General features: G+C 69.3%; 27 protein-coding genes. All 27 read left to right on the top strand.

Annotated features, from left to right (window positions below):
- The first annotated feature begins 5 nt into the window (after window positions 1–5).
- The 27 genes from Q8Q85_02090 to kdsB all read left to right on the top strand — a co-directional run bounded on the left by Q8Q85_02090 (window position 6) and on the right by kdsB (window position 24,452).
- The gene (locus tag Q8Q85_02090; protein MDP3773036.1) at window positions 6–956 is read left to right on the top strand and encodes a carbamate kinase; all 951 of its coding nucleotides are present in this window, start codon (window positions 6–8) and stop codon (window positions 954–956) included.
- Entirely contained in the window at window positions 953–2,101 is a 1,149-nt protein-coding gene (sucC, locus tag Q8Q85_02095; protein MDP3773037.1) for an ADP-forming succinate--CoA ligase subunit beta, read from the top strand. The genes Q8Q85_02090 and sucC overlap by 4 nt, the downstream gene beginning before the upstream one ends.
- On the top strand, window positions 2,098–2,967 hold the full coding sequence (sucD, locus tag Q8Q85_02100; GenBank protein MDP3773038.1) for a succinate--CoA ligase subunit alpha: 870 nt from the start codon (window positions 2,098–2,100) through the stop codon (window positions 2,965–2,967). The genes sucC and sucD overlap by 4 nt, the downstream gene beginning before the upstream one ends.
- On the top strand, window positions 2,964–3,878 hold the full coding sequence (locus Q8Q85_02105; GenBank protein MDP3773039.1) for a CBS domain-containing protein: 915 nt from the start codon (window positions 2,964–2,966) through the stop codon (window positions 3,876–3,878). Before sucD ends, Q8Q85_02105 begins: the two co-directional genes overlap by 4 nt.
- The gene (gene ndk, locus Q8Q85_02110) at window positions 3,879–4,295 is read left to right on the top strand and encodes a nucleoside-diphosphate kinase (protein MDP3773040.1); all 417 of its coding nucleotides are present in this window, start codon (window positions 3,879–3,881) and stop codon (window positions 4,293–4,295) included. It begins immediately after the preceding gene.
- 34 nt (window positions 4,296–4,329) lie between these two features.
- Window positions 4,330–4,851, top strand: coding sequence for a DUF177 domain-containing protein (locus Q8Q85_02115; protein ID MDP3773041.1), 522 nt, complete (start codon window positions 4,330–4,332; stop codon window positions 4,849–4,851).
- A gap of 7 nt (window positions 4,852–4,858) precedes the next feature.
- Complete coding sequence (gene rpmF, locus Q8Q85_02120) at window positions 4,859–5,038, top strand: 50S ribosomal protein L32 (protein ID MDP3773042.1); 180 nt, start codon at window positions 4,859–4,861, stop codon at window positions 5,036–5,038.
- Window positions 5,039–5,043: 5 nt separating this feature from the next.
- Complete coding sequence (gene plsX, locus Q8Q85_02125; protein ID MDP3773043.1) at window positions 5,044–6,048, top strand: phosphate acyltransferase PlsX; 1,005 nt, start codon at window positions 5,044–5,046, stop codon at window positions 6,046–6,048.
- Complete coding sequence (locus Q8Q85_02130; GenBank protein ID MDP3773044.1) at window positions 6,045–7,031, top strand: beta-ketoacyl-ACP synthase III; 987 nt, start codon at window positions 6,045–6,047, stop codon at window positions 7,029–7,031. Before plsX ends, Q8Q85_02130 begins: the two co-directional genes overlap by 4 nt.
- Window positions 7,028–7,966: an ACP S-malonyltransferase gene (gene fabD, locus Q8Q85_02135; protein MDP3773045.1), complete on the top strand. Its 939-nt coding sequence runs from the start codon at window positions 7,028–7,030 to the stop codon at window positions 7,964–7,966. The genes Q8Q85_02130 and fabD overlap by 4 nt, the downstream gene beginning before the upstream one ends.
- Window positions 7,963–8,700, top strand: a complete 738-nt coding sequence (gene fabG / locus Q8Q85_02140) for a 3-oxoacyl-[acyl-carrier-protein] reductase (protein ID MDP3773046.1) — start codon at window positions 7,963–7,965, stop codon at window positions 8,698–8,700. The genes fabD and fabG overlap by 4 nt, the downstream gene beginning before the upstream one ends.
- Before the next feature lie 39 nt (window positions 8,701–8,739).
- Window positions 8,740–8,982: an acyl carrier protein gene (gene acpP, locus Q8Q85_02145; GenBank protein ID MDP3773047.1), complete on the top strand. Its 243-nt coding sequence runs from the start codon at window positions 8,740–8,742 to the stop codon at window positions 8,980–8,982.
- A complete protein-coding gene (gene fabF / locus Q8Q85_02150) occupies window positions 8,982–10,223 on the top strand; it encodes a beta-ketoacyl-ACP synthase II (GenBank protein ID MDP3773048.1) in 1,242 nt (413 codons plus the stop codon). Before acpP ends, fabF begins: the two co-directional genes overlap by 1 nt.
- A gap of 17 nt (window positions 10,224–10,240) precedes the next feature.
- Complete coding sequence (gene mqnE / locus Q8Q85_02155) at window positions 10,241–11,383, top strand: aminofutalosine synthase MqnE (GenBank protein MDP3773049.1); 1,143 nt, start codon at window positions 10,241–10,243, stop codon at window positions 11,381–11,383.
- On the top strand, window positions 11,383–12,204 hold the full coding sequence (locus tag Q8Q85_02160; GenBank protein ID MDP3773050.1) for a menaquinone biosynthesis protein: 822 nt from the start codon (window positions 11,383–11,385) through the stop codon (window positions 12,202–12,204). The genes mqnE and Q8Q85_02160 overlap by 1 nt, the downstream gene beginning before the upstream one ends.
- 60 nt (window positions 12,205–12,264) lie before the next feature.
- Complete coding sequence (gene mqnC / locus Q8Q85_02165; GenBank protein MDP3773051.1) at window positions 12,265–13,293, top strand: cyclic dehypoxanthinyl futalosine synthase; 1,029 nt, start codon at window positions 12,265–12,267, stop codon at window positions 13,291–13,293.
- Window positions 13,290–13,697, top strand: coding sequence for a 5-(carboxyamino)imidazole ribonucleotide mutase (locus Q8Q85_02170; GenBank protein MDP3773052.1), 408 nt, complete (start codon window positions 13,290–13,292; stop codon window positions 13,695–13,697). Before mqnC ends, Q8Q85_02170 begins: the two co-directional genes overlap by 4 nt.
- Window positions 13,694–14,182: a 2-C-methyl-D-erythritol 2,4-cyclodiphosphate synthase gene (gene ispF / locus Q8Q85_02175; GenBank protein ID MDP3773053.1), complete on the top strand. Its 489-nt coding sequence runs from the start codon at window positions 13,694–13,696 to the stop codon at window positions 14,180–14,182. Before Q8Q85_02170 ends, ispF begins: the two co-directional genes overlap by 4 nt.
- Complete coding sequence (locus Q8Q85_02180; protein ID MDP3773054.1) at window positions 14,161–14,808, top strand: DedA family protein; 648 nt, start codon at window positions 14,161–14,163, stop codon at window positions 14,806–14,808. The genes ispF and Q8Q85_02180 overlap by 22 nt, the downstream gene beginning before the upstream one ends.
- Window positions 14,798–15,718: a site-specific tyrosine recombinase XerD gene (gene xerD, locus Q8Q85_02185; protein ID MDP3773055.1), complete on the top strand. Its 921-nt coding sequence runs from the start codon at window positions 14,798–14,800 to the stop codon at window positions 15,716–15,718. The genes Q8Q85_02180 and xerD overlap by 11 nt, the downstream gene beginning before the upstream one ends.
- Complete coding sequence (locus Q8Q85_02190; GenBank protein MDP3773056.1) at window positions 15,715–17,553, top strand: SUMF1/EgtB/PvdO family nonheme iron enzyme; 1,839 nt, start codon at window positions 15,715–15,717, stop codon at window positions 17,551–17,553. Before xerD ends, Q8Q85_02190 begins: the two co-directional genes overlap by 4 nt.
- 156 nt (window positions 17,554–17,709) lie before the next feature.
- Complete coding sequence (locus Q8Q85_02195; GenBank protein ID MDP3773057.1) at window positions 17,710–20,019, top strand: hypothetical protein; 2,310 nt, start codon at window positions 17,710–17,712, stop codon at window positions 20,017–20,019.
- 115 nt (window positions 20,020–20,134) lie between these two features.
- The gene (locus tag Q8Q85_02200; protein MDP3773058.1) at window positions 20,135–20,590 is read left to right on the top strand and encodes a BsuPI-related putative proteinase inhibitor; all 456 of its coding nucleotides are present in this window, start codon (window positions 20,135–20,137) and stop codon (window positions 20,588–20,590) included.
- A 68-nt stretch (window positions 20,591–20,658) separates the two neighbouring features.
- Window positions 20,659–22,515, top strand: a complete 1,857-nt coding sequence (locus Q8Q85_02205) for a pre-peptidase C-terminal domain-containing protein (protein ID MDP3773059.1) — start codon at window positions 20,659–20,661, stop codon at window positions 22,513–22,515.
- Window positions 22,512–22,925 (top strand): hypothetical protein, encoded by a 414-nt coding sequence (locus tag Q8Q85_02210; protein ID MDP3773060.1) that lies wholly within the window; start codon window positions 22,512–22,514, stop codon window positions 22,923–22,925. Before Q8Q85_02205 ends, Q8Q85_02210 begins: the two co-directional genes overlap by 4 nt.
- Window positions 22,926–22,933: 8 nt before the next feature.
- A complete protein-coding gene (locus tag Q8Q85_02215) occupies window positions 22,934–23,530 on the top strand; it encodes an aminodeoxychorismate/anthranilate synthase component II (GenBank protein ID MDP3773061.1) in 597 nt (198 codons plus the stop codon).
- 169 nt (window positions 23,531–23,699) lie between these two features.
- Entirely contained in the window at window positions 23,700–24,452 is a 753-nt protein-coding gene (gene kdsB / locus Q8Q85_02220) for a 3-deoxy-manno-octulosonate cytidylyltransferase (protein ID MDP3773062.1), read from the top strand.
- Window positions 24,453–24,462 lie beyond the last annotated feature (10 nt).

Genomic DNA, 24,462 nt, shown 5'->3' on the forward strand with positions numbered 1-24,462 from the left:
AGCCCATGACGGAGCGAACGGTCGTGATCGCCCTCGGCGGCAATGCCCTGGCGCCAGCCGGCGAGCGGCCGACCATCGCCACCCAGTTCCGCCACACCCGCGAGAGCCTGGCGCCGGTGGTGACACTGGCGCGGGACGGCTGGCGCATCGCCGTGGTGCACGGCAACGGCCCGCAGGTCGGCGACTCGCTCGCGCGCAACGAGATCGCGGCCGGCGACGTCGAGCCATTGCCGCTGGGAGTGCTGGTGGCTGAGACCGCCGGTTGGATCGGCTACATGATCCAGCAGTCGCTCCGGAACGCGCTCGACCGGGCCGGCATCGACCGCGACGTCGTCACTGTGATCACCCAGACGGTCGTGGAGGCGGACGACCCGCTGCTCCGCAAGGCGACGAAGCCCATCGGGCACCCGCTACCGCCCGAAAGGCTCGCGGAGCTGAAGCGACGCGGTGTCCCGGTGGGGTCCGGCGGCGGCGAAGGGTGGCGCCGGCTGACGTCGAGTCCGGTGCCGATCGGCGTGGTGGAGAGCGAGGTGGTGCGGCGCCTGATGGAGGCGGGGACGATCGTGATCGCCGCGGGGGGCGGCGGCCCGCCGGTCTACCGCGACGCTTCGCTCGGGTGGGAAGGGGTGGACGCTGTGGTGGACAAGGATCGCACGGCGGCGATCCTGGCCCGCGGGCTGGGGGCCGAGTTCCTGCTCATCCTCACCAACGTGGACGCCGTGTACCGCGACTTCGGCACCGATCGCGCCCGCCCGGTCCGGCGCATGACGATCGGTGAAGCCGAGGCGATGCTGGCGTCCGGAGTGTTCGGTGAAGGCAGCATGGGGCCGAAGGTGGAGGCCGCGCTCGCGTTCGTGCGAGGCGGGGGCGGGCGGGCGGTGATCGCGGAGCTGGGCGCCGGTCCCGCGGCGATGCGTGGCGAAGCGGGGACAACGATCATGGCCGAGGGCCGATGAACTTGCACGAGTATCAGGCGCGCGAGCTGTTGAGGCGGGCGGGGATCCCGGTACCGCCGGACGGAGTCGCGACGACAGCAAGGGAAGCCAGGCAGGTCGCCGAACGGCTCGGCGCCGGCCGGGTCGTGGTCAAGGCGCAGGTCCACGCTGGAGGGCGAGGCAAGGCGGGGGGCGTCAAGCTCGCTTCATCGCCGGAAGAGGCGGAACAGGTCGCGGCGAAGATCCTCGGCATGACGATCAAGGGCCTGACGGTCCACCGGGTGTTGATCGCCCCGGCCGCCGAGATCGCCAGCGAGGCGTACGTGGGCGTGATAGTGGACCGTGCCTCGCAGTCGCCGGTGTTCATGGTTAGCCCCGCGGGCGGGATCGACATCGAGGAAGTGGCAGCCACCACCCCGGAGAAAATCTTCCGCTGTCGCGTGGACGCCCGTTACGGACTCCTTCCGCACCAGGCGCTGGGCCTGGCGTTCCGCCTGTACGGCGACGTCGGCATGGCGAGACAGGCGGCCGACATCCTGGGGAAGCTCTACCGCGCCTTCGTGGACGCCGGCGCCTCCCTCGCGGAGATCAACCCGCTGGTGAAGACGCCCGGTGGCGAAATCGTGGCGCTGGACGCCAAGATCGCCGTGGACGACAACGAACTGGACCGGCGGCCCGAGATCTCCGCGCTGCGCGACTCGACCGCCGAAGAGCCGTCGGAGGTCCAGGCGCGCGAGGCCAGCCTCACCTACATCAAGCTCGACGGCGATGTAGGCTGTGTGGTCAACGGCGCCGGACTCGCGATGGCCACCATGGACCTGGTGAAGTACTACGGTGGAGAGCCCGCTAACTTCCTCGACATCGGCGGGTCTTCCAACCCCGAGAAGGTCGTGAGCGCGCTCCGCATCATCACCGCCGACCGCCACGTGAAGGCCATCCTCTTCAACATCTTCGGCGGGATCACCCGCTGCGACGACGTGGCCAACGGCATCGTCACGGCTACGAAGCAGTTCAAGGTTGACCGCCCCATCGTGATACGCCTGACGGGCACCAACGAGAAGGAAGCGATCGCGATCCTGAACGGCGCCGGCATGAAGGCGCTGACCGACATGGACGAAGCGGTGAAGCAGGCCGTGGCGCTCGCGAAGGGAGCGGCGGCCGCGTGAGCGTGTTCGTCAACGAGAAGACCCGCCTGGTGGTGCAGGGCATCACCGGCCGCGACGGTTCCTTCCACACCAAGCAGATGATCGCCTACGGCACGCGGGTGGTGGCCGGCGTGACACCGGGCAAGGGCGGGCAGCGGTTCGAGGGCACGGTCCCGATCTTCAACACGGTCGCGGAAGCGGTAACCGAAACGGGCGCCAACACCTCCGTGATCTACGTGCCCGCGAAGTTCGCCGCCGACGCGGTCTTCGAGGCGGCCGACGCCGGGATCGGGCTCGTGGTATGCATCAGCGAGGGCGTCCCGGTCCTCGACATGACGCGCGTGTACCCGTACGTGAAGGAGCGGGGCGCGCGGCTCATCGGCCCGAACTGTCCCGGCCTCATCACGCCGGGCGTCGCGAAGGTAGGCATCATCCCCGGGCAGATCTGCGCGCCCGGCCCGATCGGCGTCGTGTCGCGCTCGGGTACGCTCACCTACGAGGTGGTCTACCAGTTGACGCGCGCGGGCCTCGGCCAGACCACCTGCATCGGCATCGGCGGCGACCCGATCATCGGCACCAACTTCATCGACTGCCTCGAGGCCTTCCAGGCCGATCCGGCCACGACGGCGGTCGTGATGATCGGAGAGATCGGCGGCACCGACGAGCAGCTGGCCGCCGACTTCGTCAAGGCGAAGATGACCAAGCCCGTAGTGGGCTTCATCGCCGGGCAGACGGCTCCGCCGGGGCGCCGGATGGGCCATGCCGGCGCGATCATCTCCGGTTCCTCAGGCACCGCGGCCGAGAAGATGACGTCCTTCGAGCGCGCGGGGATCTCCGTGATGAAGCGGCCCGCCGACGTGGTGCCGTTGCTGAACGAGCGCCTGTGAACCTCGGCGAGCTGCTGGATGCGAATCGGCTGATCGTGCCCCTCAAGGCACGCAACGTCCGCGACGCGACGACCCAGCTCGCGCAGACGCTGGTACGTTCCGGCGCCGTCGCCGACGAGGCGCGGCTCAAGGAGCTGCTGAAGAGCGAGTGGCCGGAGGACATCGTGTCGGTGGGCGGGAGGGCGTTCCTCCCCCACTTCCGCACCGACGCGGCGCGCTCGCTGGCGCTCGCGCTCGGCGTGTCCGCCACGCCGCTCTGCCTGGGCGACGACCCCAACCGGTGCGCGCGCGTGATCGTGCTGATCGTAGCGCCGACGGCGGAGTCGTCCGCGTACCTTCGGGCGATGGCCGCCGTCGCCCGGGTCCTCTCGTCGGACGAAGTGCTCGACGGGCTGCACCGCGCGACCGGCCCGGCAGAGGTCCTTGCCCTCCCGGGTCTGGGCGGTGCGTTGGTGCCGAGCGACGTCGCCGTGCGCGACGTCATGACGGCCGGCGTCACCCACGTGACGCCGGACATGAAGCTGCGCGATGCGGCCCAGGTGCTGTTGCGACGAGGCGTGAGCGCGGTCCCGGTGACCGGCCCGGGCGGCGAGGTGGTGGGCATGCTCACCGACCAGCACTTGATGCGCTATCTGCTGCCGCAGACCGTGAGCCAACTGAGCACCGGCCAGATGCGCGCCGTGAAGCGGCGCGCGAAGGGCGCGGCTGCGGGTGTCGTCGAGCCGGGCGACGTTCCGGTTCGAGACGTGATGGAGCGAACCGTGATGTGCCTCGCGGAGGACCAGACGATCGCCGACGTCGCGGCGCTCATGCTGTCGAAGGAGTTGGACCGTTTTCCCGTCACCCGCGACGGGGCCCTGGTGGGCTTCCTCACCCGGGGTGACATCGTTCGCAAATTGCTGGGAGCTTGAATGCTGACTCTGGCGATCATCAAACCGGACGCCGTGGCCGCCGGCAAGGCCGGCAAGGTACTGGCGCACCTCGAACAGTCGGGCTTCGCGATCCGCGCGGCCACCTTCATCCAGCTCACCACCGCCCAGGCCGAGGCGTTCTACGCCGTCCATCGGGACCGCCCGTTCTTCCGGCCCCTGGTGACCTTCATGACGTCGGGCCCCTGCATGCCCCTCGCGCTCGAACGGGATGACGCAGTGCTCAAGCTGCGGGAGGTCATCGGCGCGACCGACCCGAAAGAGGCGGCCCCCGGCACCGTTCGGGCCCTCTTAGCCGAATCGAAGGAGCGGAACGCGATCCACGCCTCCGACAGCGAGGATAACGCCAGGTGGGAGGTCGGTTTTTTCTTCGCCGAGGCCGCGCTGATCAACACCTAGCAGTCTTAATGCCAACGGGTTAGCTTCACCGGCTATGTTGCGCGTCGACCTCGCTGACGTGCGGGTCGGTGCGGCGGAAACCGTCGGTCGGCTTGCCGATGATGACCCCGTGCTGGCCGAAGTTGGGCCGGACATCGCCCTGGTCGCCCCGGTTCTGGTGAAGGGGAGGCTGAGCGCTGCCGGAGAAGGGAAGTATTACTGGCGCGCCAGGCTGGAGACGGCCGTGCGCGCCCCATGCCGTCGTTGTCTGAATCCGGTGGACGTGCCCCTGGAGGCGTCCCTGGCCATCGTTTTTGTCCCCGAGGACGAGGCCGCCGAGGACGACGGGTGCTACGTCATCCCGGCCCGGGCCAAGACGCTGGATTTGACGGAAGTGGTGCGGGAGGAGTTGATTCTGACGCTCCCGCACTTTGTGGAGTGCCGGCCCGATTGCCGCGGGCTGTGTCCGAAATGCGGCGCCAACCTGAACGACGGTCCGTGTGGCTGCGCGCCCGCGGGTGATCCGCGGTGGGACGCATTGCACGCGCTGACAAAACCCGAACGAAAGAACCACTGAGGCGATCATGGCTGTTCCCAAGAGACGGACCTCCAAATCGAAGAAGCGCATGCGCCGAACGCACTACAAGGCCAAGGCGCCCACCCTGTCGCCCTGCCCGAAGTGCGGCGAGGCGCGCCGCCCCCACTACGTTTGCGGGAACTGCGGCTTCTACAACGGCGAGAAAAGGCTGGAGATCGAGGACTGACTGGCGTGATCCGGGTCGCTATCGACGCGATGGGCGGGGACCACGCCCCCGCAGCGCCGGTTTCCGGCGCCGCGCTGGCGCTTTGTGAGGTCCCCGGCGACTTCGTGATCCAACTGGTCGGCCGGCCCGAAGCGATAGAGGCCGAACTGACCAAGCAGCACGTCGACCACTCCCGGATAGAGGTGGTGGACGCCCCTGAAGTGATCGGGATGGCGGAGAAGCCACTTCAGGCCGTGCGCAGCAAGCGCAAGTCCTCTATAGCGTTAGGTCTTTCCCTCCAGAAAGAGGGGAAGTCGGATGCCTTCATCAGCGCTGGAAACACCGGCGCCGTGATGGCGGCATCCACCCTCATTCTCAAGCTTTATCCCGGCTTCGAGCGCCCCGCCATCGGGACACCGTTCCCGACCTCCGACAGGATCGTCCTGGTCCTGGACGGCGGCGCCAACGTGGATTGCTCCCCGCAGGAGCTGGTCGGCTTCGCCCACCTGGGTGTGCTCTACGCGCGCGACGTGATGGGGAAGGCCGATCCGGCCGTGGGTCTGCTGAACATCGGCGAAGAGGAAGAGAAGGGAAACGTCGCCACGAAGGAGGCGCACCGCCTGCTTACAGAGAGCGGACTCAGGTTCGTCGGGAACATCGAGGGAGACGACATCCTTCTCGGCAAGTGCGAGAAGGGCGAATTCGACGTGGTGGTGTGCGACGGGTTCGTGGGCAACGTGCTGCTCAAGTTCTACGAGTCGGTAGCCAAGCTCTTCCACCAGCTGGTGATCAGGGATTTGGGCGCCGAGGTCGCGGGCGGCGACGCGATGAAGCGGATATGGCACTCGCTCGACTACGCCCAGTACGGGGGCGCCCCGCTGTTGGGCGTCAAGGGCGTTTCGATCATCTGCCACGGGCGCTCGTCTCCCGCGGCGTTCAAGGCCGCGGTAAAGGTCGGCGTGGAGGCCGCCCGGCACCACCTGGTCCAGCACATGACGAGCGAGTTCTCCGCGGGGAGCCTGGCGAGGTGAAACGGCCCATCGCCGCGTTCGCTGGCCTGGGCACGTACAGCCCGGAGCGGGTCCTGACCAACGCCGACTTCGAGAAGATGCTGGACACGTCGGACACGTGGATCCGCGAGCGGACCGGCATCCGGGAACGGCACATCGCGGAACCCGACCAGACCACGGCGCTCATGGCGCGCGACGCCAGCCTCCAGGCGATGACGGAAGCGGGCCTGGGGCCGGAAGACATCGACACCATTATCCTTGCCACCGCGACGCCGGACCGCCTGCTGCCGTCGGTGGCGTGCGACCTCCAGGCGCTGCTCGGCGCGAAGAACGCCACCGCTTTCGACATCTCGGCTGCGTGTTCGGGTTGGGTCTACGGCTTGGTGGTCGGCGAGGCGATGATCGCCGCGGGCACGGGCGAGCGCGTGCTCGTCCTCGGCGCCGAAAAGCTGAGCGCTATCACCGACTACACGGACCGCTCGACGGCCGTGCTCTTCGGGGACGGGGCGGGCGCGGCGGTGCTGACCAAGGCTACCGGAGACCGCGGAATCCTCTCGAACTATCTCAGGACCGACGGCACCCTCGCGGAGCTGCTGTGGCGCCCGGGCGGCGGCACGATCCACCCTCCCAGCGAGGAGATGATCAAGGACCACAGCTACTTCATCAAGATGGCGGGCCGGGAAGTCTTCAAGAACGCGGTGCGTTCGATGGCGGACGCGGCCGGCAAGGCACTGGAGCGCGCCGGGCTGACCGGCGACGACGTAGACCTCCTGGTCCCGCACCAGGCCAACATCCGCATCATCGAGGCCACTGCCGAGCACGCGCACATCCCGAAGGAGCGCGTCTACGTCAACGTGGACCGATACGGCAACACCAGCTCCGCGTCCATCCCGAACGCGCTCTCCGAGGCCCGCACGTGCGGCCGGCTCGAGCCCGGGATGGTCGTGCTGCTGGTCACTTTCGGCGCCGGGTTCACTTGGGGATCGCTCGTTCTCCGGTGGTGAACGTCGCCCTGCTGTGTCCCGGACAGGGCGCTCAGCGGGTCGGCATGGGGAAGGACCTGGCTGAGGCGTTCCCCGAGGCTCGGCAGACCTTCGAAGCCATCGACGATGCTCTCGGCTTTCGGCTGTCGGACGTGATGTGGGGAGGGCCGGAGGCCCAGCTGACGCGGACCGCCGTCGCACAGCCGGCGATCCTGGCTCATTCGGCCGCGGTGTGGGCGGTCGTGAGTCCCCGGCTCGGGCCGTCCGTTGCGGCGGCCGCCGGGCACTCCCTCGGCGAGTACAGCGCCTATGTGGCCGCGGGAACCCTGGGGGTGGCGGATGGCGCGCGGCTGGTGCGCCGGCGCGGTGAGTTGATGCACCAGGCGGGGACCGCGCGGGCGGGGGCGATGGCCGCGGTGCTCGGGCTCGAGACGGAGAAGGTCGCGGCTGCTTGCCGTGAAGCGAGCGCGACCAACGGCGTGGTCGTGGCCGCCAACCTCAACGCCCCGGACCAGACCGTCATCTCCGGTGACCCTATCGCGGTGGCCCGGGCGAGCGAGCTGCTCAAGGCCGCCGGTGCGAAGCGCGTGGTGCTGCTCAAGGTGAGCGGAGCGTTCCACTCGCCGCTGATGGCTCCCGCGGCGACGGGTCTCGAAGCCGAGCTGGCGCGCGCACCGATGGCGCGGCCGTCGTTCCCCGTCGTCTCCACGGCGAGCGCTGAGCCGGTGATGAACGTGGATCTGGCGAGGCGGCTCCTGTCCGAGCAGCTCACCGCGCCGGTGCGGTGGGTCGAGTGCGTCCGGGTGCTGGCGGCGGCCGCCGGCGGCGCGCCGCGGTTCGTCGAGATCGGTCCGGGGAACGTGCTGACCGGCCTGGCCAAGCGGATCGTGAGCGGGGCGGAGACCGTGAACCTGGGTACCGCGGCGGAAGTGCGGGCGTTCCTGGAGGCGGCGTGAGCGTGCGGCTCGACGGCAAGGTCGCGATGGTGACGGGCGGCGGCCGGGGCATCGGCCGGGCACTGGCGGCCGCTCTGGCGGGCGCCGGGGCCAAGGTCGCGATCGTGGGCCGGGACCTCTCGCGGGCCGAGGCAGCCGCGGCCGAGATGGGCGGAGGGGCGAAGGGCTACGCCTGCGACGTGGCGGACGAGGCGCAGGTCAACGCCGCCGTCGAGGCCATCGAGAAAGACCTGGGCCCGATCGACGTCCTGGTCAACAACGCCGGCGTCACCAAGGACAACCTCCTGGTGCGCATCTCGGACGCCGACTGGGACACGGTGGTGGACGCGAACCTCAAGGGCGCCTTCCACACGATGCGGGCAGTCAGCCGGGGGATGATGAAGCGGCGTAACGGCCGGGTCATCAACGTCTCCAGCGTGGTGGGCCTGATCGGGAACAAGGGTCAAGCCAACTACGCGGCGTCCAAGGCGGGGCTGCTGGGACTGAGCAAGTCGGTAGCCAAGGAGCTGGCGTCGCGGAACGTTCTGGTCAACGTCATCGCGCCCGGCTTCATCGACACCGACATGACGGCGGCCCTCAACGCCGAGCAGCGGGAGGCACTGGCGTCACAGATCCCGCTGGGGCGGCTCGGCACGCCGGGCGACCTCGCGCCCCTCGTGCTCTTCCTCGCGTCCGAGGGGGCATCGTACATTACGGGCCAGGTCTTCGTCGTCGACGGCGGCATGGTGATGTAGCGGTCCAACCTATTGAGGGGTGGAACACTCATGGCGGACATGGCGGAACTCGAGGCGCGGGTCAAGGACATCATCGCCGAGGAGCTCGGCGTCGAGAAGGAGAAGCTCAGCAACGAAGCGAGCTTCATGGAAGACCTCGGCGCGGACAGTCTCGACACGGTCGAGCTCGTGATGGCCTTCGAGAAGGAGTTCGATCTCGACATCCCCGACGAGGAGGCGGAGAAGCTCCGCACCGTCGGCGACGCGCTCACCTATTTGCATTCGCGGATGGGCGCGAAGTAGTGAGACGACGCGTCGTCGTCACCGGCCTCGGCCTGGTGACGCCCCTGGGGAACACCGTCGAAGAGAGTTGGAGCGCGCTGGTGGCCGGGAAGTCCGGTGCGGCTCGCATCCAGCGTTTCGACCCCACGCCGTTCGAGGTCCAGTTCGGCTGCGAGGTCAAGGACTTCGACGCTCTGGCGTACATCGACCGTAAGGAGGCCAAGCGTTGGGACCTCTTCGCGCAGTACGCGGTGGCCGCGGCGCAGCAGGCTGTGGACCACGCGGGCCTGGGCGGCGGCTTCCCCGACCCGGCCATGACCGGCGTCGTGATCGGCAGCGGGATCGGCGGCATCTGGACCTTCGAGGAGCAGTGCCGCGCCTTCCACGAGAAGGGGCCGAACCGCGTCTCCCCCTTCTTCGTTCCCATGTTCATCTCCGACATGGCGGCGGGCCTGGTGGCGATGCGCTTCGGGGTCACCGGGCCCAACTACTGCACGGTGTCCGCCTGCGCCTCGTCCGCGCACTCGATCGGAGAGGCGCTGCGTCTCATCCAGGACGGTGACGCCGACATGATGATCGCGGGCGGCGCCGAGGCTGCCATCACGCCGCTCGCCATGGCGGGCTTCGGCAACATGAAGGCGCTCTCCACGCGCAACGACGACCCCCAGGGCGCTTCACGGCCCTTCGACCGGACTCGCGACGGCTTCGTGATGGGCGCCGGGGCAGGGGTAGTGGTGCTGGAGAGCCTCGAGAGCGCCGAGCAACGGGGCGCGAGGATCCTTGTCGAGGCGGATGGTTATGGGATGAGCGCGGATGCCTACCACATGACGCAGCCGGCGCCCGAAGGCCGCGGCGCGCAGCAGGCGATGCGCGCGGCGCTCAAGGACGCCCGCGTCGCCGCCGCCGACATCGGCTACATCAACGCGCACGGCACGTCCACGCCGCATGGCGACCTCGCCGAGACGCAGGCGGTCAAGGCGGTCTTCGGGGAGTGCGCCCGGAAGCTGGTCTTCGGCTCCACCAAGTCCATGACCGGGCACCTGCTGGGCGCCGCCGGCGGGCTCGAGTTCGCCATCTGCACGCTGGTTATCGAGCGCGGTGTGATCCCGCCCACCATCAATCACCGGACCCCGGACCCGGACTGCGACCTGGACTGCGCGCCCAACGTGGCCGTAGCGCGCCGGGTCGACGTCGCGATGTCCAACTCCTTCGGCTTCGGCGGGCACAACGTGAGTCTCGTCGTGAAGCGTTTCGCCGCCTAGCGGCCCGAGGGAATCCTATGGCGACGGCAGTCCGCGAGATCGGCGACATCCGCATCACCGACGACACGCTCCGCCCCATCGCGAACCGGGTGGCGTCGGGCGATAGGCTGTCCGCCGAAGACGCGGTGGCGCTCTTCGAGAGCCACGACCTGCTGGGCATCGGCGCGCTGGCGGACGCTGCCAACCGCGCGAAGAACGGCGACCGGGTCTTCTTCTCGTCCAACCAGCACATCAACCCCACCAACGTCTGCGTCCTCAGGAACACGTGCGTCTTCTGCTCCTTCGCGCGGTTGCCGAAGGAGGAGGGTTCGTACACGCGGACCATGGACGAAGTGCTGGCCGAGGCGTCCCTGGCGAGGTCGGCGCCGACCCGTGAGTTCCACATCGTGGGCGGGCTGCACCCCAAGCTGCGGCTGTCGTACTACACGGACATGATCCGGGCTCTGCGCACGGCGCACCCCGGCGTTCACGTGAAGGCGCTCACGGCGGTCGAGATCGCGCACCTGGCGCGGATCGAGCGCAGGTCGGTTCGGGAGGTGCTCGTCGCCCTCAAGGACGCAGGGCTCACTTCCATGCCCGGCGGCGGTGCCGAGGTCTTCAGCACGGCGGTGCGCGCCACCATCGCCGACCGCAAGCTTCAGGGCGAAGAATGGATCGCGGTGCACCGCGAGGCGCACCAGCTCGGCATCCCATCCAACTGCACGATGCTCTACGGTCACGTGGAGACGGCGCGCGACCGGGCCGAGCACCTTCTGATGCTGAGGAACCTCCAGGACGAGACCGGCGGGTTCCTCACCTACATCCCGCTGGCCTACCACCCGGACAACAACGAGCTGGGCGAGCAGATGGGATGGACGGGCCGCGATACGCAAGGCGTCGACGATCTCAAGAACGTCGCGGTGGGCCGCCTCGTGCTGGACAACATCCCGCACGTGAAGACCCACTGGCCGATGGTGACGGCGTTCGTCTCGCAGGTGGCGCTGAACTTCGGCGCGGACGACGTCGAGGGCACTGTCGTCTACGAACGCGTCTACCACGAAGCGGGCGCCCAGACGCCCATGGAAATGCTCTACGACGACCTGGTGGGCCTGATCCGCGGGGCGGGGAAGGTACCGGTCGAGCGCGACTCGCTGTACCAGGCGGTCAGGGTGTTCGACTGATGCGGATCGGGCGGATCGGCTACGTGAACTGCTACCCGGTCTACGGCGCCATGGACCGCGGCATCGTCGTGCCGCCGGGCACGCTCGTCACCGGAACGCCCGCTGAGTTGAACGACCGGCTCGCCGAAGGGCGCCTTGACGTGAGTGTGATCTCCGCGGTCGCCTACGCGCAGCACGCGGACGTGCTCGAGCTGCTGCCCGATCTCGCGATCAGTTCCGACGGCCCCGTGCGCAGCGTGATCCTCTTCAGCCGCCGGCCGCCGGCGGAGCTCGGCGGCGCGCGAGTGCTGGTCTCTTCGGCGTCACGCACCTCGGTGCTCTTGCTTGACCTTCTGGCGCGCGAGCGCTGGGGTGTCACGTTGGTGACGACGCCGGCGCCTACCGAGGCCGGTGACCTCGGACGACTCGCGACGTCGCCTCACGACGCGGTCCTCGTCATCGGCGACGCGGCGCTGCTGTTGGGCGCGCAACGAGCCTATCCCTACCAGATGGACTTGGGAGAGGAATGGCAGCGGTGGACCGGGCTCCCGTTCGTCTTCGCCGTGTGGGCGGCACGCCGCGACGTGGACCGCAAGGCCGTGCACGACGTGCACCGGGCGTTGGTCGCCAGCCGGCGGTGGGGACTCGCCCACCTCGGCGACCTCGCCGAGCAGGCCGCCCGCGTCACCGACGTTGACCTGGGTGATTGCGTCGAGTACCTGACAGGGCTGGACTACGGTCTCTCGTACCGTCACCTCGCGGGGCTCACGGACTTCCTGCGCCGTCTGGCGGCGCGCGGCCTCGTACCGGACGGCACCCTGGCCTTTGTGGGTGCCGCGTGACAGGGCCTGTCGTGAGCACCGAAGGGTACGGCTCCCGGCTCCCGGCTCAGGGCGGTTGCCATGTCTGACGCCACCGAACTCCTGGAGCTTTACGAGCGCGCCCCACTCATCGAGCTGGGCGCACTGGCGGATGCCGAGCGCAAGAAGCGCCATTCGGACGACGTCGTCACCTACATCATCGACCGGAACATCAACTACACCAACGTCTGCGTCGCCGACTGCAAGTTCTGCGCGTTCTACCGCCGCCCCAGGCACGCCGAAGGCTACGTCCTCTCGTTCGAGGAGATCGGGCAGAAGATAGACGACGCCAAGGCGATCGGCGCGGTGCAGATCCTGATGCAGGGCGGGCACAACCCCTACATCCCGTTCGAGTGGTACGAGGACCTGCTGCGCTACATCAAGCGCCACCACCCGATCCACATCCACGCCTTCTCGCCCTCCGAGGTGGAGTTCTTCGCCAAGCGGTTCCGGCTGACGATCGACGACGTGGTCGGGCGGCTCCAGGCGGCGGGCCTGGACTCCATTCCCGGCGGCGGCGGCGAGATCCTGGTGGACCGGGTGCGGCAGCTGGTGGCGAAGAAGAAGGCGCAGACCGACGCGTGGCTCGGCGTGATGGAGACGGCGCACCGCCACGGCATGAAGACCTCGGCCACGATGATGTACGGGATCGGCGAGACCAACGCGGAGCGTATCGAGCACCTGATGCGTCTCCGGGAGCAGCAGGCGGAGACGGGCGGTTTCACCGCCTTCATCTGCTGGCCGCTCCAGCCCGAGAACACCGACATGGCGGACACGCCGAAGACCGACGCGGTCACGTACCTCCGCACGCTGGCGATCGCGCGGATCGCGCTCGACAACTTCCCCAACCTCCAGTCCTCCTGGGTGACGATGGGGCTGAAGATCGGGCAGGTAGCGCTGCGTTTCGGGGCCAACGACTTCGGCTCCATCATGATGGAGGAGAACGTCGTGTCGGCGGCGGGGACCACCTTCCGCACCACCGCGCCGGAGATGGAATACCTGATCCGGGGCGCGGGCTTCACGCCCCAGCGCCGCCGCCAGGACTACTCGATCATCCGCGAGGCAGCGTGACGGCCGACGGCAAGGCGGTGCTCGTCCTGATTGGGTCGGAGTCCGACCGGCCGCGCATCGAGCCGCTGTTCCCGATCCTCGACCAGGCCGGCGTTGGCTACGATTTCATGGTCTGCTCCTCCCATCGCGAGCCGGAGCGCACGGCGCAGACGGCGCGCGAGGCTAGGAGCAAGGGATACCGCGTCGTGATCTGCGGCGCGGGGCTCGCGGCCGCGCTCCCTGGCGCCGTTGCCGCGCAGACCGACCTTCCCGTCATCGGAGTCCCGTTCGACGTCGGGGCGCTGCATGGCACCGACGCGCTCTACTCGATGGTCCAGACGCCGAGCGGCGTGCCCGTCGCTACCGTCGGGATCGACAATGCGAAGAACGCAGCTTATCTCGCCATCAGGATACTCAAGTCGTGAGCATACGCAGCGGAATCGGCTACGACTCGCACCGCTTCGCCGCGGGACGTCCACTGCGCCTGGGCGGCGTCACGGTCCCGCACACCCACGGCCTCGTGGGCCACTCCGACGGCGACGTCGTCCTGCACGCCATCGTGGACGCGCTCCTCGGCGCCGCGGCCCTCGGCGATATCGGGAGCTACTTCCCGGACGACGACCCGCAGTGGAAGGGCGCGGACTCGCTGCGATTCGTGAAGGGCGCCGTGGATGCTTTGGCGGGCGGCGGGCTCGCCGTCAACCAGGTGGACGTTACCGTCATCACCGAACGCCCCAAGCTCGCCCCGCACATCGGTGCGATGCGTGCCGCCACCGCCCGAGCCCTCGGCGTGCCGATGGAGATGGTCAGCATCAAGGCGAAGACCAACGAGGGCATGGGATGGGTCGGTCGCAGCGAAGGCATCGGGGCCATCGCCGTGGCGACCGTGTGCCCGGCGGGGACCGGCTGATCGACGGAGTGCTGACCTGGCTCGCCGGGCTGCCGCCGCAGGGGATCTATGGCGCGCTGGCCCTGCTCGCCGCCCTGGAGAACATCGTGCCCCCCGTGCCCGCCGACCTGGCGGTGGCATTGGGGGCTTTTCTCGCCGCGCGGGACGACGCGCCGGTCTCGGTCACCGCCGTCTACATCGTGACCGTGGTGGCGAACGTCACGACCGCGATCGGGATGTACGCGGTCGCGCGCACCGTGGGGAAGAGCTTCCTCGAGTCCCGCACCGGGCAGCGCCTGCTCTCGGCGCGGTCGAAGGCGGCGCTGGAGCGAGAGTATCAGAGGCACCACCTCTGGGGGATCTTCGTTTCACGCTTCCTCCCCGGGTATCGTGCCGTGGTGCCGCCGTTCGCGGGCATGATCGGGCTGCCGGCCTCGAAGGCGCTTCCGCCCGTGATCCTCGCCACCGCCATCTACTACGCGGTGCTCGTCTGGGGTGCCCACCGGGTGGGACAGAATTGGGAGTCGGTGCGGGCGTGGCTCGGCCACATCGGCATCGGCTTAGGGCTCGTCGCGATCGCCGTCACGTTGGTCGTGGGCTGGCTGGTCTGGCGTGCCCGGCGGCGAAGGACCGTGGATGGCGACTGAGACCGGCCCCGGCCCCGACCCGCGCGCCTTCCTGCTCGAGCAGTTCGCGGACTACCTTTCGCTCGAGCGCGGCTCGTCACCCAACACGCTGGCGGCCTACCGGCGGGACTTGGCGCACCTGACGGACTTCCTCGCGACCCGCCGAGTCCGAGCGCCCTCGGGCGTTACCTCCACGCTGCTCAGGGACTTCATCTTTCACTTGAAGGACCTGGGGCTCGAGGCCTCCAGCATCCGCCGCCACATCTCGGCCACGCGCACGTACTTCAAGTTCCTGGCTGGTGAAGGGCACGTCATCCGCGACCCGAGCGACCGGCTGGCGAGTCCCAAGCGCTGGCGCACGCTGCCGGCCGTGCTCTCAATCACGGAGATGGAGCGTCTGCTCGCCGCTCCCAGCGCCGACGACCCGCTGGCCCGGCGCGACCGGGCGATCCTCGAGTTCGCCTACGCCACGGGCGCCCGCGTCACGGAGCTGACTCGCGTCGCGCTGCGGGACGTGCTGTTCGATGATGGGCTGGTCCGCCTGTTCGGGAAGGGGAACAAGGAGCGCATCGTGCCGGTAGGAAGGCGGGCTCTGGGGGCCGTGGCGCTGTACGCTCGCGAAGTACGCCCCAGGATCGAGCGCGGGAAGGGGCAGGGGATCCTGTTCCTGAACGCCCGCGGCGGGCCGATGTCGAGGGTTGGGGTGTGGGGGATAATCAAGCGATGCGCCCGGGTGGCGGGCATCAGCAAGCGGGTAACGCCTCATACCCTGCGCCACACTTTTGCCACGCATCTCCTCGAGGGCGGGGCGGACCTCAGGGCCGTCCAGGAGATGCTGGGCCACGCAGACCTAAGCACCACACAGGTTTACACGCACGTGGACCGAGACTACCTTCGTAGCGTCCATAAGACCTATCATCCCCGCGCTTGAACTGTCCTGACTGCGGCACCCCGATCCCCGCTGGGGCGAGCACCTGCCCCTCGTGCGCCCGTGCGGTAGGGACCACCGCCCGGCATGTGGCCACGGGTGCGCTCACGCCCCCCGACATAGGGGTCCCGCCCCGGCCGATGAACATGGAGGACCTGCTCGGTCAGCGCCTCCAGGAAGCGCTCGGCGAGAACTACCAGGTCGAGGGGGTGTTGGGCGCCGGCGGCTTCGCGGTGGTGTTCCTGGTCCGCGACCTCAGCCTCAAGCGCAAACTGGCCGTGAAGGTGCTCTCCCCGGACCTCATCGCCTCGAAGACGGTGCTGGAGCGGTTCCGGCGTGAAGCCGAGACGGTCGCGCAGCTCCACCACCCGCACATCGTCCCGCTCCACTTCATCGGCCAGAAGGAAGACCTCCTCTACCTCGCGATGGAGTGCGTGGAGGGCGACACCCTGGCCGGCCGGATCGAGAAGGAGAAGCGGCTGCCGCCTGAGGACGTGGCGCGGCTGCTCCGCGAGATCGCCAGCGCGCTCGAGCACGCGCACAAGCGCGGCGTGATCCATCGGGACATCAAGCCGCACAACGTGCTCATCGAAGGGGAGTCGGGGCGGGCGCTGGTCACCGATTTCGGCATCGCGCGCACGGCCGAAGGCGCGTCGCTCACCGCCTCGGGGATGGTGGTGGGCACGCCGCAGTACCTGAGTCCCGAGCAGGTGACCGGCACGGCCAGCGACCATCGCGCCGACATCTACGCGTTAGGTGTGATGGGCTACGAGATGCTCGCGGGGATCCCGCCGTTCACCGGCCCTACGCCCACCGCCGTGATGATGAAGCGCCTGGAGGGCGACCCGCCCAGGCTCGACAAGTCGCGGCCGGACATCCCTCGACCGCTGCTCGACGTGATCAGCGGGTGCATGGCGACGGCGCCGGAGGACCGATTCCAGTCGGCGGGCGAAGTGGTGCGCGCGTTAGGCGGCGCGACGCCGGCCTCGGGGGGGCACCCCACGGCCGAGATCGTGCTGCGGATGCGGCGCCAGCGCCGGCGGTGGACGATGTCCTTTGGCTTCACCATCGCGGCCCTGGTCGTCGCCGGCGCGGTCACGGTGTGGTGGTGGGACGCTCGCTCGCGGGCCGGAAACGCGGCCGAGCACGCGGCGCGGGTGGACCCGGGGATGGTTGTGATCCCGGCCGGGCAGTACACCATCGGGCGTGACGACGGCCCCATCCCTTCGCGGCCCGCCCATCCGGTTCAGCTCGACTCGTTCGCCATCGATGCACACGAGGTGGCGGTCAGGGAGTTCAAGGCGTTTGCCAATGCGACGCGCGCGCCGCTGCCGTGGACGGCGGAGCCGGACAGCCTCATCCCGGTGACGGGCGTGCTGTGGGCCGAGGCGGCACAGTACTGCGCCTGGCGCCACGACGGCGGACGACTGCCGACCGAAGAGGAGTGGGAGGCGTCAGCCCGCGGTCCGCAGGCGCTCGCCTATCCCTGGGGCAACGGGTGGGATCCGGTGGCCGCCAATACCGCCTCGAGCGGCAGGCAGAGCGCGGCGCGGGTGGGAAGCTTCCCGCGCGGGGCGAGCGCATCCGGCGTTCACGACCTCATCGGCAACGTGTGGGAGTGGACGTCGTCGAGGATGCTGCCCTATCCGGGTGGCCAGGCGCCGCCGGAGGGCGCCGACTCGTACGTGATCCGGGGCGGGGCCTTCAGCACCCCTGACGCGCTCGCCAACCCGACCCAGCGCGGGTACATCCCGTTCCGGGTCGACCGGCCGGCCCTGGGGGCGACGGGGTTCCGGTGCATGATGCCGCTGAGGCAGGGCACCCGCGCTCGCGGCTAGCAACCCTGCGCACTCGCGGCTAAAGCCGCGGCTCGGCTGCTGTCACTGAAGTGACATTCTCCCGCACCCGGGGCCCCGGAGCCCGCCGCCAGGCGTCGAGTTTACTCCCGAGACCCCGCAGCGTAACTTGGTTGTCGGCACCCCCCTGGAGTCCCGATGCGGCCGTCATTGTTCATGCGCTCCAGTTTGCTAGGCGTTCTTCTCGCCGCCGCACCCGCTGCGGCGGCCTACGCGCAGTGCCCCGACGGCTCGCCGCCCCCCTGCCGCGGCATCACCTCGGCCGTTACGCCCGTCCGACGCGCCAACCCGGCGCTCGACGAGCGTACCTGGATCGTTCTCCCCTTCGAGAACGTCGCCCGCGCAGCTGACATCGACTGGCTGCGCGACGCCAGCGTGAACCTGCTGTACCTCGACCTCTCGAAATGGCGCGACATCCGCGTCATAGACGACGAGCGCGTCGCCGACCTCATGCGCGATCTGCCGGAGACCCGCACCCAGCAGACGCTCGGCCTTCAGTCCGGCCTCGCCGTGGCGCGGCGGGCCGGGGCGGGGAAGCTCGTAATGGGCGACCTCCTCAAGTTGGGGAGCCGCACCCAGATCGTTGCCAAGGTGTTCGATGTTCGCACCGGCCAGCGGGTCAGGTCCGTCCGCGAGGAGACCGCCAACCCCGACTCGCTCATGGGTCTCTTCACCAGACTCGCGCGCGGCATCCTCAACGTCGAGGCGGCTGCCGGTGCGACGCTCTCGGCCATCGGGACCACTTCGCTCGGCGCGTACCAGGAGTACGTCGCGGGCGTGGCCGCGCTCAACCGCTGGAACCTCGACTCCGCACACGTCCACTTCGATGGCGCGCTGCGCCTCGATTCGACCTTCGCGCTCGCCCACTACAAGCTGAGCATCGTCTACGGGTGGGAAAGCCCCAACGCCCCGCAACGGCTCAGCCACGCGGAAGCGGCGTCCCGGCTTGGTGCTTCGCTGCCGCCGCGGGAGCGCACGCTCATCACGGGACAGCTGGCGCAGTCGCGCAACCGATGGGGCGACGCGTGCGGCGCCTACGGGTCGCTGGTCCGCGCCGACTCCTCCGACGTGGAGGCGTGGTACAACTTCGGCGAGTGCAGCTACCACGACCCCGAGGTGATCGCCCTCGGCGGCGACACGACGCGCCTGGTTTTCCGCGGCAGCTGGAACAACGCACTGCGCGCCTTCCGGAAGGCCCTGGAGTTGGATCCGACCTATCACCTCGCTTTCGCCCACATCCCGGACATCCTTCAGTCGGATCAGCGCGGCGGGTGCCGGCCGGAGTCCGCGGGACAGGACTGCACCGTTCCCTACGTGGCGGTAGTGCTCCGCGGTGGTGATACACTGGTCACGGCGCCGGTCCCGCGGGCGACCGGCAGCGAGGAGATAGCGCGGCAGCTGGCCGAGGCGTCGCGGACCAACGCCCGCCGCGCCAACTACCTTCAAGCCGTGGAGATCGCGCGCGCGTGGGTGGACGCGGGTGCCGGCCGGCCCGAGCCGCGAGCCCGCGCCGCGTACGGTCGCGCCCTCCTGCGCACCGGCAACCTCCAGGCCGCCGCGCGCGAGCTCCGAGCCGGAGGCCTGGAGCCCCGCTCGCCCATCGAGCGCACTCAACTCGCCACCGACCAGGTAGAGGTCCTTCTCAAACTGGACCAGCTGGCGGAAGCGGTCGGGGTCATCGACTCGGTCTTCGCGGCGACCGACAGCGTGCAAAGCGCAGGCGTGATGGGCGGGGTGATCGCCGCGACCATCGGACGCCTATCGCGGTTCGACGCGCGGACCAGGACCCTCAGCCCCTTGCCTGTGGTCCAGCGCTACTTCTGGGCGACGGGCCGAATCGCGCTCGGCGTGACGCCGGACAGCCTGATCGCGATCGAGCAGTCGTTCGCGACGTTGATCACCAGCCAGGGAGGCGGTCGGGTGCGCCCGAGCGCTGTCCTCGGCCCGCTGTACATCTGGGGAATGACGATGCATCCGGCGGGGACGCTCGCGCTCGACACCACCGAGCGGGATCCACGCCTCAGGCTGGCCGCGTTCATGACTTCCGGGAATCCCGGGCGCGCCCGCCTGGAGCTCGCGAAGTTCGATTCCACCGTGCTCGCCACTCCCATCGAAACGCCGGAGAACGGCTCGCTTCTCCTCTCCGCCGAGTCGCACCTCATGCTCGGCGACTCGGCCGTCGCGCTCGAACGGCTCGTGGAATTCGAGCGGCGGTGGGTCTACCAGCCTTTGACCGGACAGCTCTGGACGCAGGGCATCATCTTCAGTTCAATGCTCTGGGGCCGCACCTGGCTCCTCATGGGCGACGTGGCCGCGGCCCGGGGACAGAACGAGGTCGCGGTGCGCGCGTACCGGCGGGTCGTCGGCATGTGGAGCGGCGGCGACGCCGAGGTCCAACCAGGAGTCACGCGCGCCCGTGAGGCGCTCCAGAGGCTCGGCGGCAGCTAGTCGAACCGTCGCGGCGCTCGCGCGTGGCGATCGACGGTATTTCATCGGAGGCTTCGCGCGCGTCGGTTTCTAGCCGTTAGGCTCGCTTTGTATCGCGGCCTCCGGACTCGGTGACATGTTCCGGGTTGCGGCGGGAACCCTCCTCGCGGCGTTGGTCGCGAGCTGCGGGACCATTGCGCCGGCCCCCGGCGCGGAGCTAGCGAGGTTGGACGGGCAGTCGCTGATCGTCACGCTCTCGGTGGACAAGATGGCATATTCCGCCGGCGAGACCGTCGTCGCGACGCTCGTCGTTACCAACCGCACGGCGGCGCCCGTATTGCTCCGCTTCTCGACTACCCAGCGCTACGACTTCGCGATCACCGACCAAGCCGGCAACGAGGTCTGGCGTTGGGGGGCGGACATGATGTTCGGCCAGGCCATCGGCGAGGAGACGATCGAGCCGGGCGGGCGGCTCACGTACCCGCAACGGTTTCGGGCGCCGGCCCTAGCCGGCACCTACCGTCTCGCCGGCCGGTTCGTGGCGATCGGTCGAGACTTCGCGGCGAGCGCCGACCTCGCCGTCACTCGCTGAGGCTCCTTGACGGCTCCTTGACGGGCCGCTAGTAGTGTGGCTTCGTCCGACTCAGCCGAGGAGGCGTGGTGGCTCCCAACCGAAGGATCTGGTCGCACTCGGTAGGCGTCTTCCTGGCGATTCTGCTCTCCGTCCCGGAGGGCGCCCAGGCGCAGTCGTGGCCCTCGCGTCCCAAACCGGCCGTTGGAGCCCGCCAGTCGTATGGCGCCCGCCGGCTCCAGCAGGCGTTCCCGCCTCCCACGGCCCTCCGTCTACGTGCGGCCCGCGCGACGGTGACGGAGAGCGAGCCCAACGACAGCCTTGCCACCGCGGATCCTGTAACCCTGGGCGACACGCTGACCGGAGTCGTGGACCCGGCCGGCGACGTTGACTACTTCGCGCTCAACGTCACCGGCGGCACCCGGCTCAACCTGGACGTGGACGCCCAGGCGCTCGGCTCCCCGCTAGACGCGATACTCGTCCTGATCGCGCCCGACAGCGTCACCGTGCTCGCCTTCAACGACGACTTCGACGGCCTCGACAGCCGGATCCGGTTCACGGTCGCTACGACCGGCCGCTACTTCGTCGGCATCGCCTCGTACGCAGGCGACGGCTCACCATCGTACACATATACACTCATCTTCGGCGTCGCGACGCCCGGGCCCGGCGACCCAACGACTTCCTTCGCGACCGGCCTGGGATCGCCTGCGGGCATGGCCGCGTCCGCGGCCGGGGAGCTGTTCGTCGTCGACCCCACGGTCGCTCGCATCGTGCGCGTGAGCCCCACCGGCTCGACCTCGGACTACGTGTTTTTCGGCCTCGGGCGCAGTCCCAGCGACATCGCCATTGACGGCTTCGGGGACCTGCTGGTGGCCAGCACCGACACCAACTTCAGCGGCGGCGTGGTGATGCGGATCGGGAACCCCAGCGCTCCGCCCACGTTCTTCGCGAGAGGCTTCATCTTCGCGGGCGCCATCGCCGTCGGTCCCGACGGTGACGTGTGGGTGGGCGACAACGGGTGCGGCTGCCTCTTGCGGTTCGATCCGGTCGGGACGCGGAAGGACTCGATCTTCGTCGGCTTCATGTCCGACCTGACCTTCTCACCGGCCGGCGAGCTGCACTTCAGCAACGGCTACGATCAGGTTCTCAAGCTGGTGGGCCGCACGCCTCAGGTCGTGATTCAGGCCGGCCCGTACCTCGAGGGGCTCGCCTTCGACCGCGACGGGTACCTCTATGTCGCCAACGGGTACTTGGGGGAGGTGCAGCTTTTCACGCCGGGCTATCAGCAAGTGGGCGGCGTGTTCGCCAGGTCGAACCTCGGCGGCCCCATTGATCTGGTCTTTGGCCGGACCACAGCCGGAGCCATGACGTCACGCCTCTTCGCCGCGAACGTTGGCTTCAACCTTCAGCCGCCGTACGCGGGCGGGATCGTGGAGATGAACCCCGCGGGCATGCGGGCCCCTGGCCTCCGGGTGGGCGCGGACCTCCTGCGGGTGACGAACGCCGCGCTCAGGGACGGCGTGGTTGGCGCGGACTACGCCGATACGCTCCGCGTCCAGAGCACACCGGGCACGCCGGCCTGGAGCGTCGCGCGCGGAGCGCTGCCACCCGGCCTCACGCTCAGCGCGGCGACGGGCGTCATCGCGGGCATTCCACGGGACAGCGGCAGCTTCGCGGTGTCCGTGCGCGTGGACGCCGGCGCGCGGTTCGGGTTCGGCGGCTACGTGATCGACGTTGCGCGGCCGGAGGTCACGGTCGCCGACGCGGCGAACCATCTCCTCGGCGCCAACCTCTTCACGCCGGCGCTCGAACGGTTCATGGACCTGCAGGGGAACCGGAACGGCCGGTACGACCTGGCCGACTTCCGCGCCTACCTGAGAGCGCAGGGCCAACTCCCGACCGCGGCGGCGGCGTCCACCCGCAGGGCAACGGAGAGTCCCCGATGAAACGCTATGTCTCCAGACTGCTCGCCGGGGCGGCGTTGAGCATGTCGGCGGTGCTCGCGGCGTGCGCTGATTCGACGTCCGCCGCGACCCCTGGCGTCGTCACGGCCTCGTTGGCGACACCGAGCAGCGACGACGGCGCCGTGGCCGTGACGATCACGGGCCCGGGTGTCAGCACGGTGCAGGCGGTCAATTCCGCCTACCGCCTCTACTTCCGCCTCGCGTCGGACGGGGAGATGCGGGTGATCGTCGTCGGCAACCTGGTGGCGGGGCCGGTCTTCAGCGTCGGCGTCGCCGACGTCGGGAACCTCGGCGACTACGTCGTCACCGTCAACGATGTCGTGACGCGCGCAGACTCGGCGCGCGCGTCCCTGGCGGGCTACGGGGTGACGCTCACGGCGGCGGGCCGGTAGCTTTCGGCGTGATCTTCGTACTCGACAACTACGACTCGTTCACCTTCAACCTCGTCCAGTACCTGGGCGAGCTGGGTGCCGACCCCGTCGTGCGCCGCAACGACGTGCTGGCGGTGGACGAGGTCTTCGCCCTCGATCCCGACGGCATCGTCATCTCGCCCGGCCCCGGCGTGCCCGCGAACGCCGGCATCTCGGTACCGCTGGTGCGCGCGGCCGCCGAGCGGGGAGTGCCGCTACTGGGAGTGTGCCTGGGGCATCAGGCCATCGGCGAGGCGTTCGGTGGCAAAGTAGTGCGCGCCAGGCGGCTCATGCACGGCAAGACCTCGCAGATCCGGCACGAGGGGAAGGGCGTCCTCGCGGGGCTACCATCCCCGTTCACCGCCATGCGCTATCACTCGCTGGTGGTGGAGGATCTCCCGTCATCGATCGAACCCACCGCCTGGTCGGACGACGAGGGCTGGGGCGAGGAGTTGATGGCGGCGCAGCACGTTGCGGCGCCCATCCACGGGGTGCAGTTCCATCCCGAGTCCATCGGGACCGACGTCGGGAAAACGATTCTCGCCAACTTCCTGGCGATCTCCGCCTCGCGCGCCACTACACCCTAAACCCCAAACCCTACACCCTCCCTACTGGCGGCCGAAACGGCTTGGCATCACCTTTCACTCCCTTTCCCGCCAAACTCGTAAGTAGGCCTCCCACAACAAGTTTTGACAGTCCTACGCCGAAGCATTAGGTTGCTGGTGTGATTCTTGCCTGCGCGCGCGAGTTTTAGCTGTGGGGCCTAGGGCACTGGTGGTCATCCCGGCCCGTCTCGGCGCCCAGCGGCTGCCGAACAAGCCGATCCGACTCCTCGCCGGCAAGCCGCTGGTCGCGCACGTGGTAGCGAACGCCGTCGCGAGCGGGGTCTCGGACCGGGTGGTAGTTGCCACCGACTCCCCATCCGTCGCCGAGGCGGTGAACGGGAGCAAGTGCGAAGTCGTGATGACGGGAGCGCATCACCCGTCGGGGACCTCGCGGGTGGCGGAGGTCGCGGCGCGGCTCGAGTACGCGGCCTACGACATCGTCGTGAACGTGCAGGGGGACGAGCCGTTCCTGCCGCACGCGGCGATCCGGGGCGCGGTGGAGCAGGTCGTGGCGGGCTTCGATGTCGGCACGGCCGCCGTGCCGGTGGACGAGGAGGCCGTCGCAAGGCCGAGCCTCGTGAAGGTGGCGATGGGAGAGGGGAACCGGGCGCTGTATTTCTCGCGCAGCCCCATCCCCTTCAACCGTTCGGGGACACCGGGACGCTACTGGCAGCACTTGGGCGTGTACGCGTACCGCCCCGCGACGCTGGCGCGCTGGATGGAGCTGCCGCGCTCGCCACTTGAGGACGCGGAGAAGCTCGAGCAGCTGACACCGCTCGCCAACGGGCTCACCTTCGGCGTGGCGCTCTTGAGCGATCCCGCGATGCCGGGCATCGACACGGAGGAGGATCTGGAGCGGGCGGAGGCCTGGATGGCCTCCCGGGGAGCGACCTTCAGCGGCTGAGCGCGAGGTG

The organism is Gemmatimonadales bacterium (assembly GCA_030697825.1).
Classification (GTDB): domain Bacteria; phylum Gemmatimonadota; class Gemmatimonadetes; order Gemmatimonadales; family JACORV01; genus JACORV01.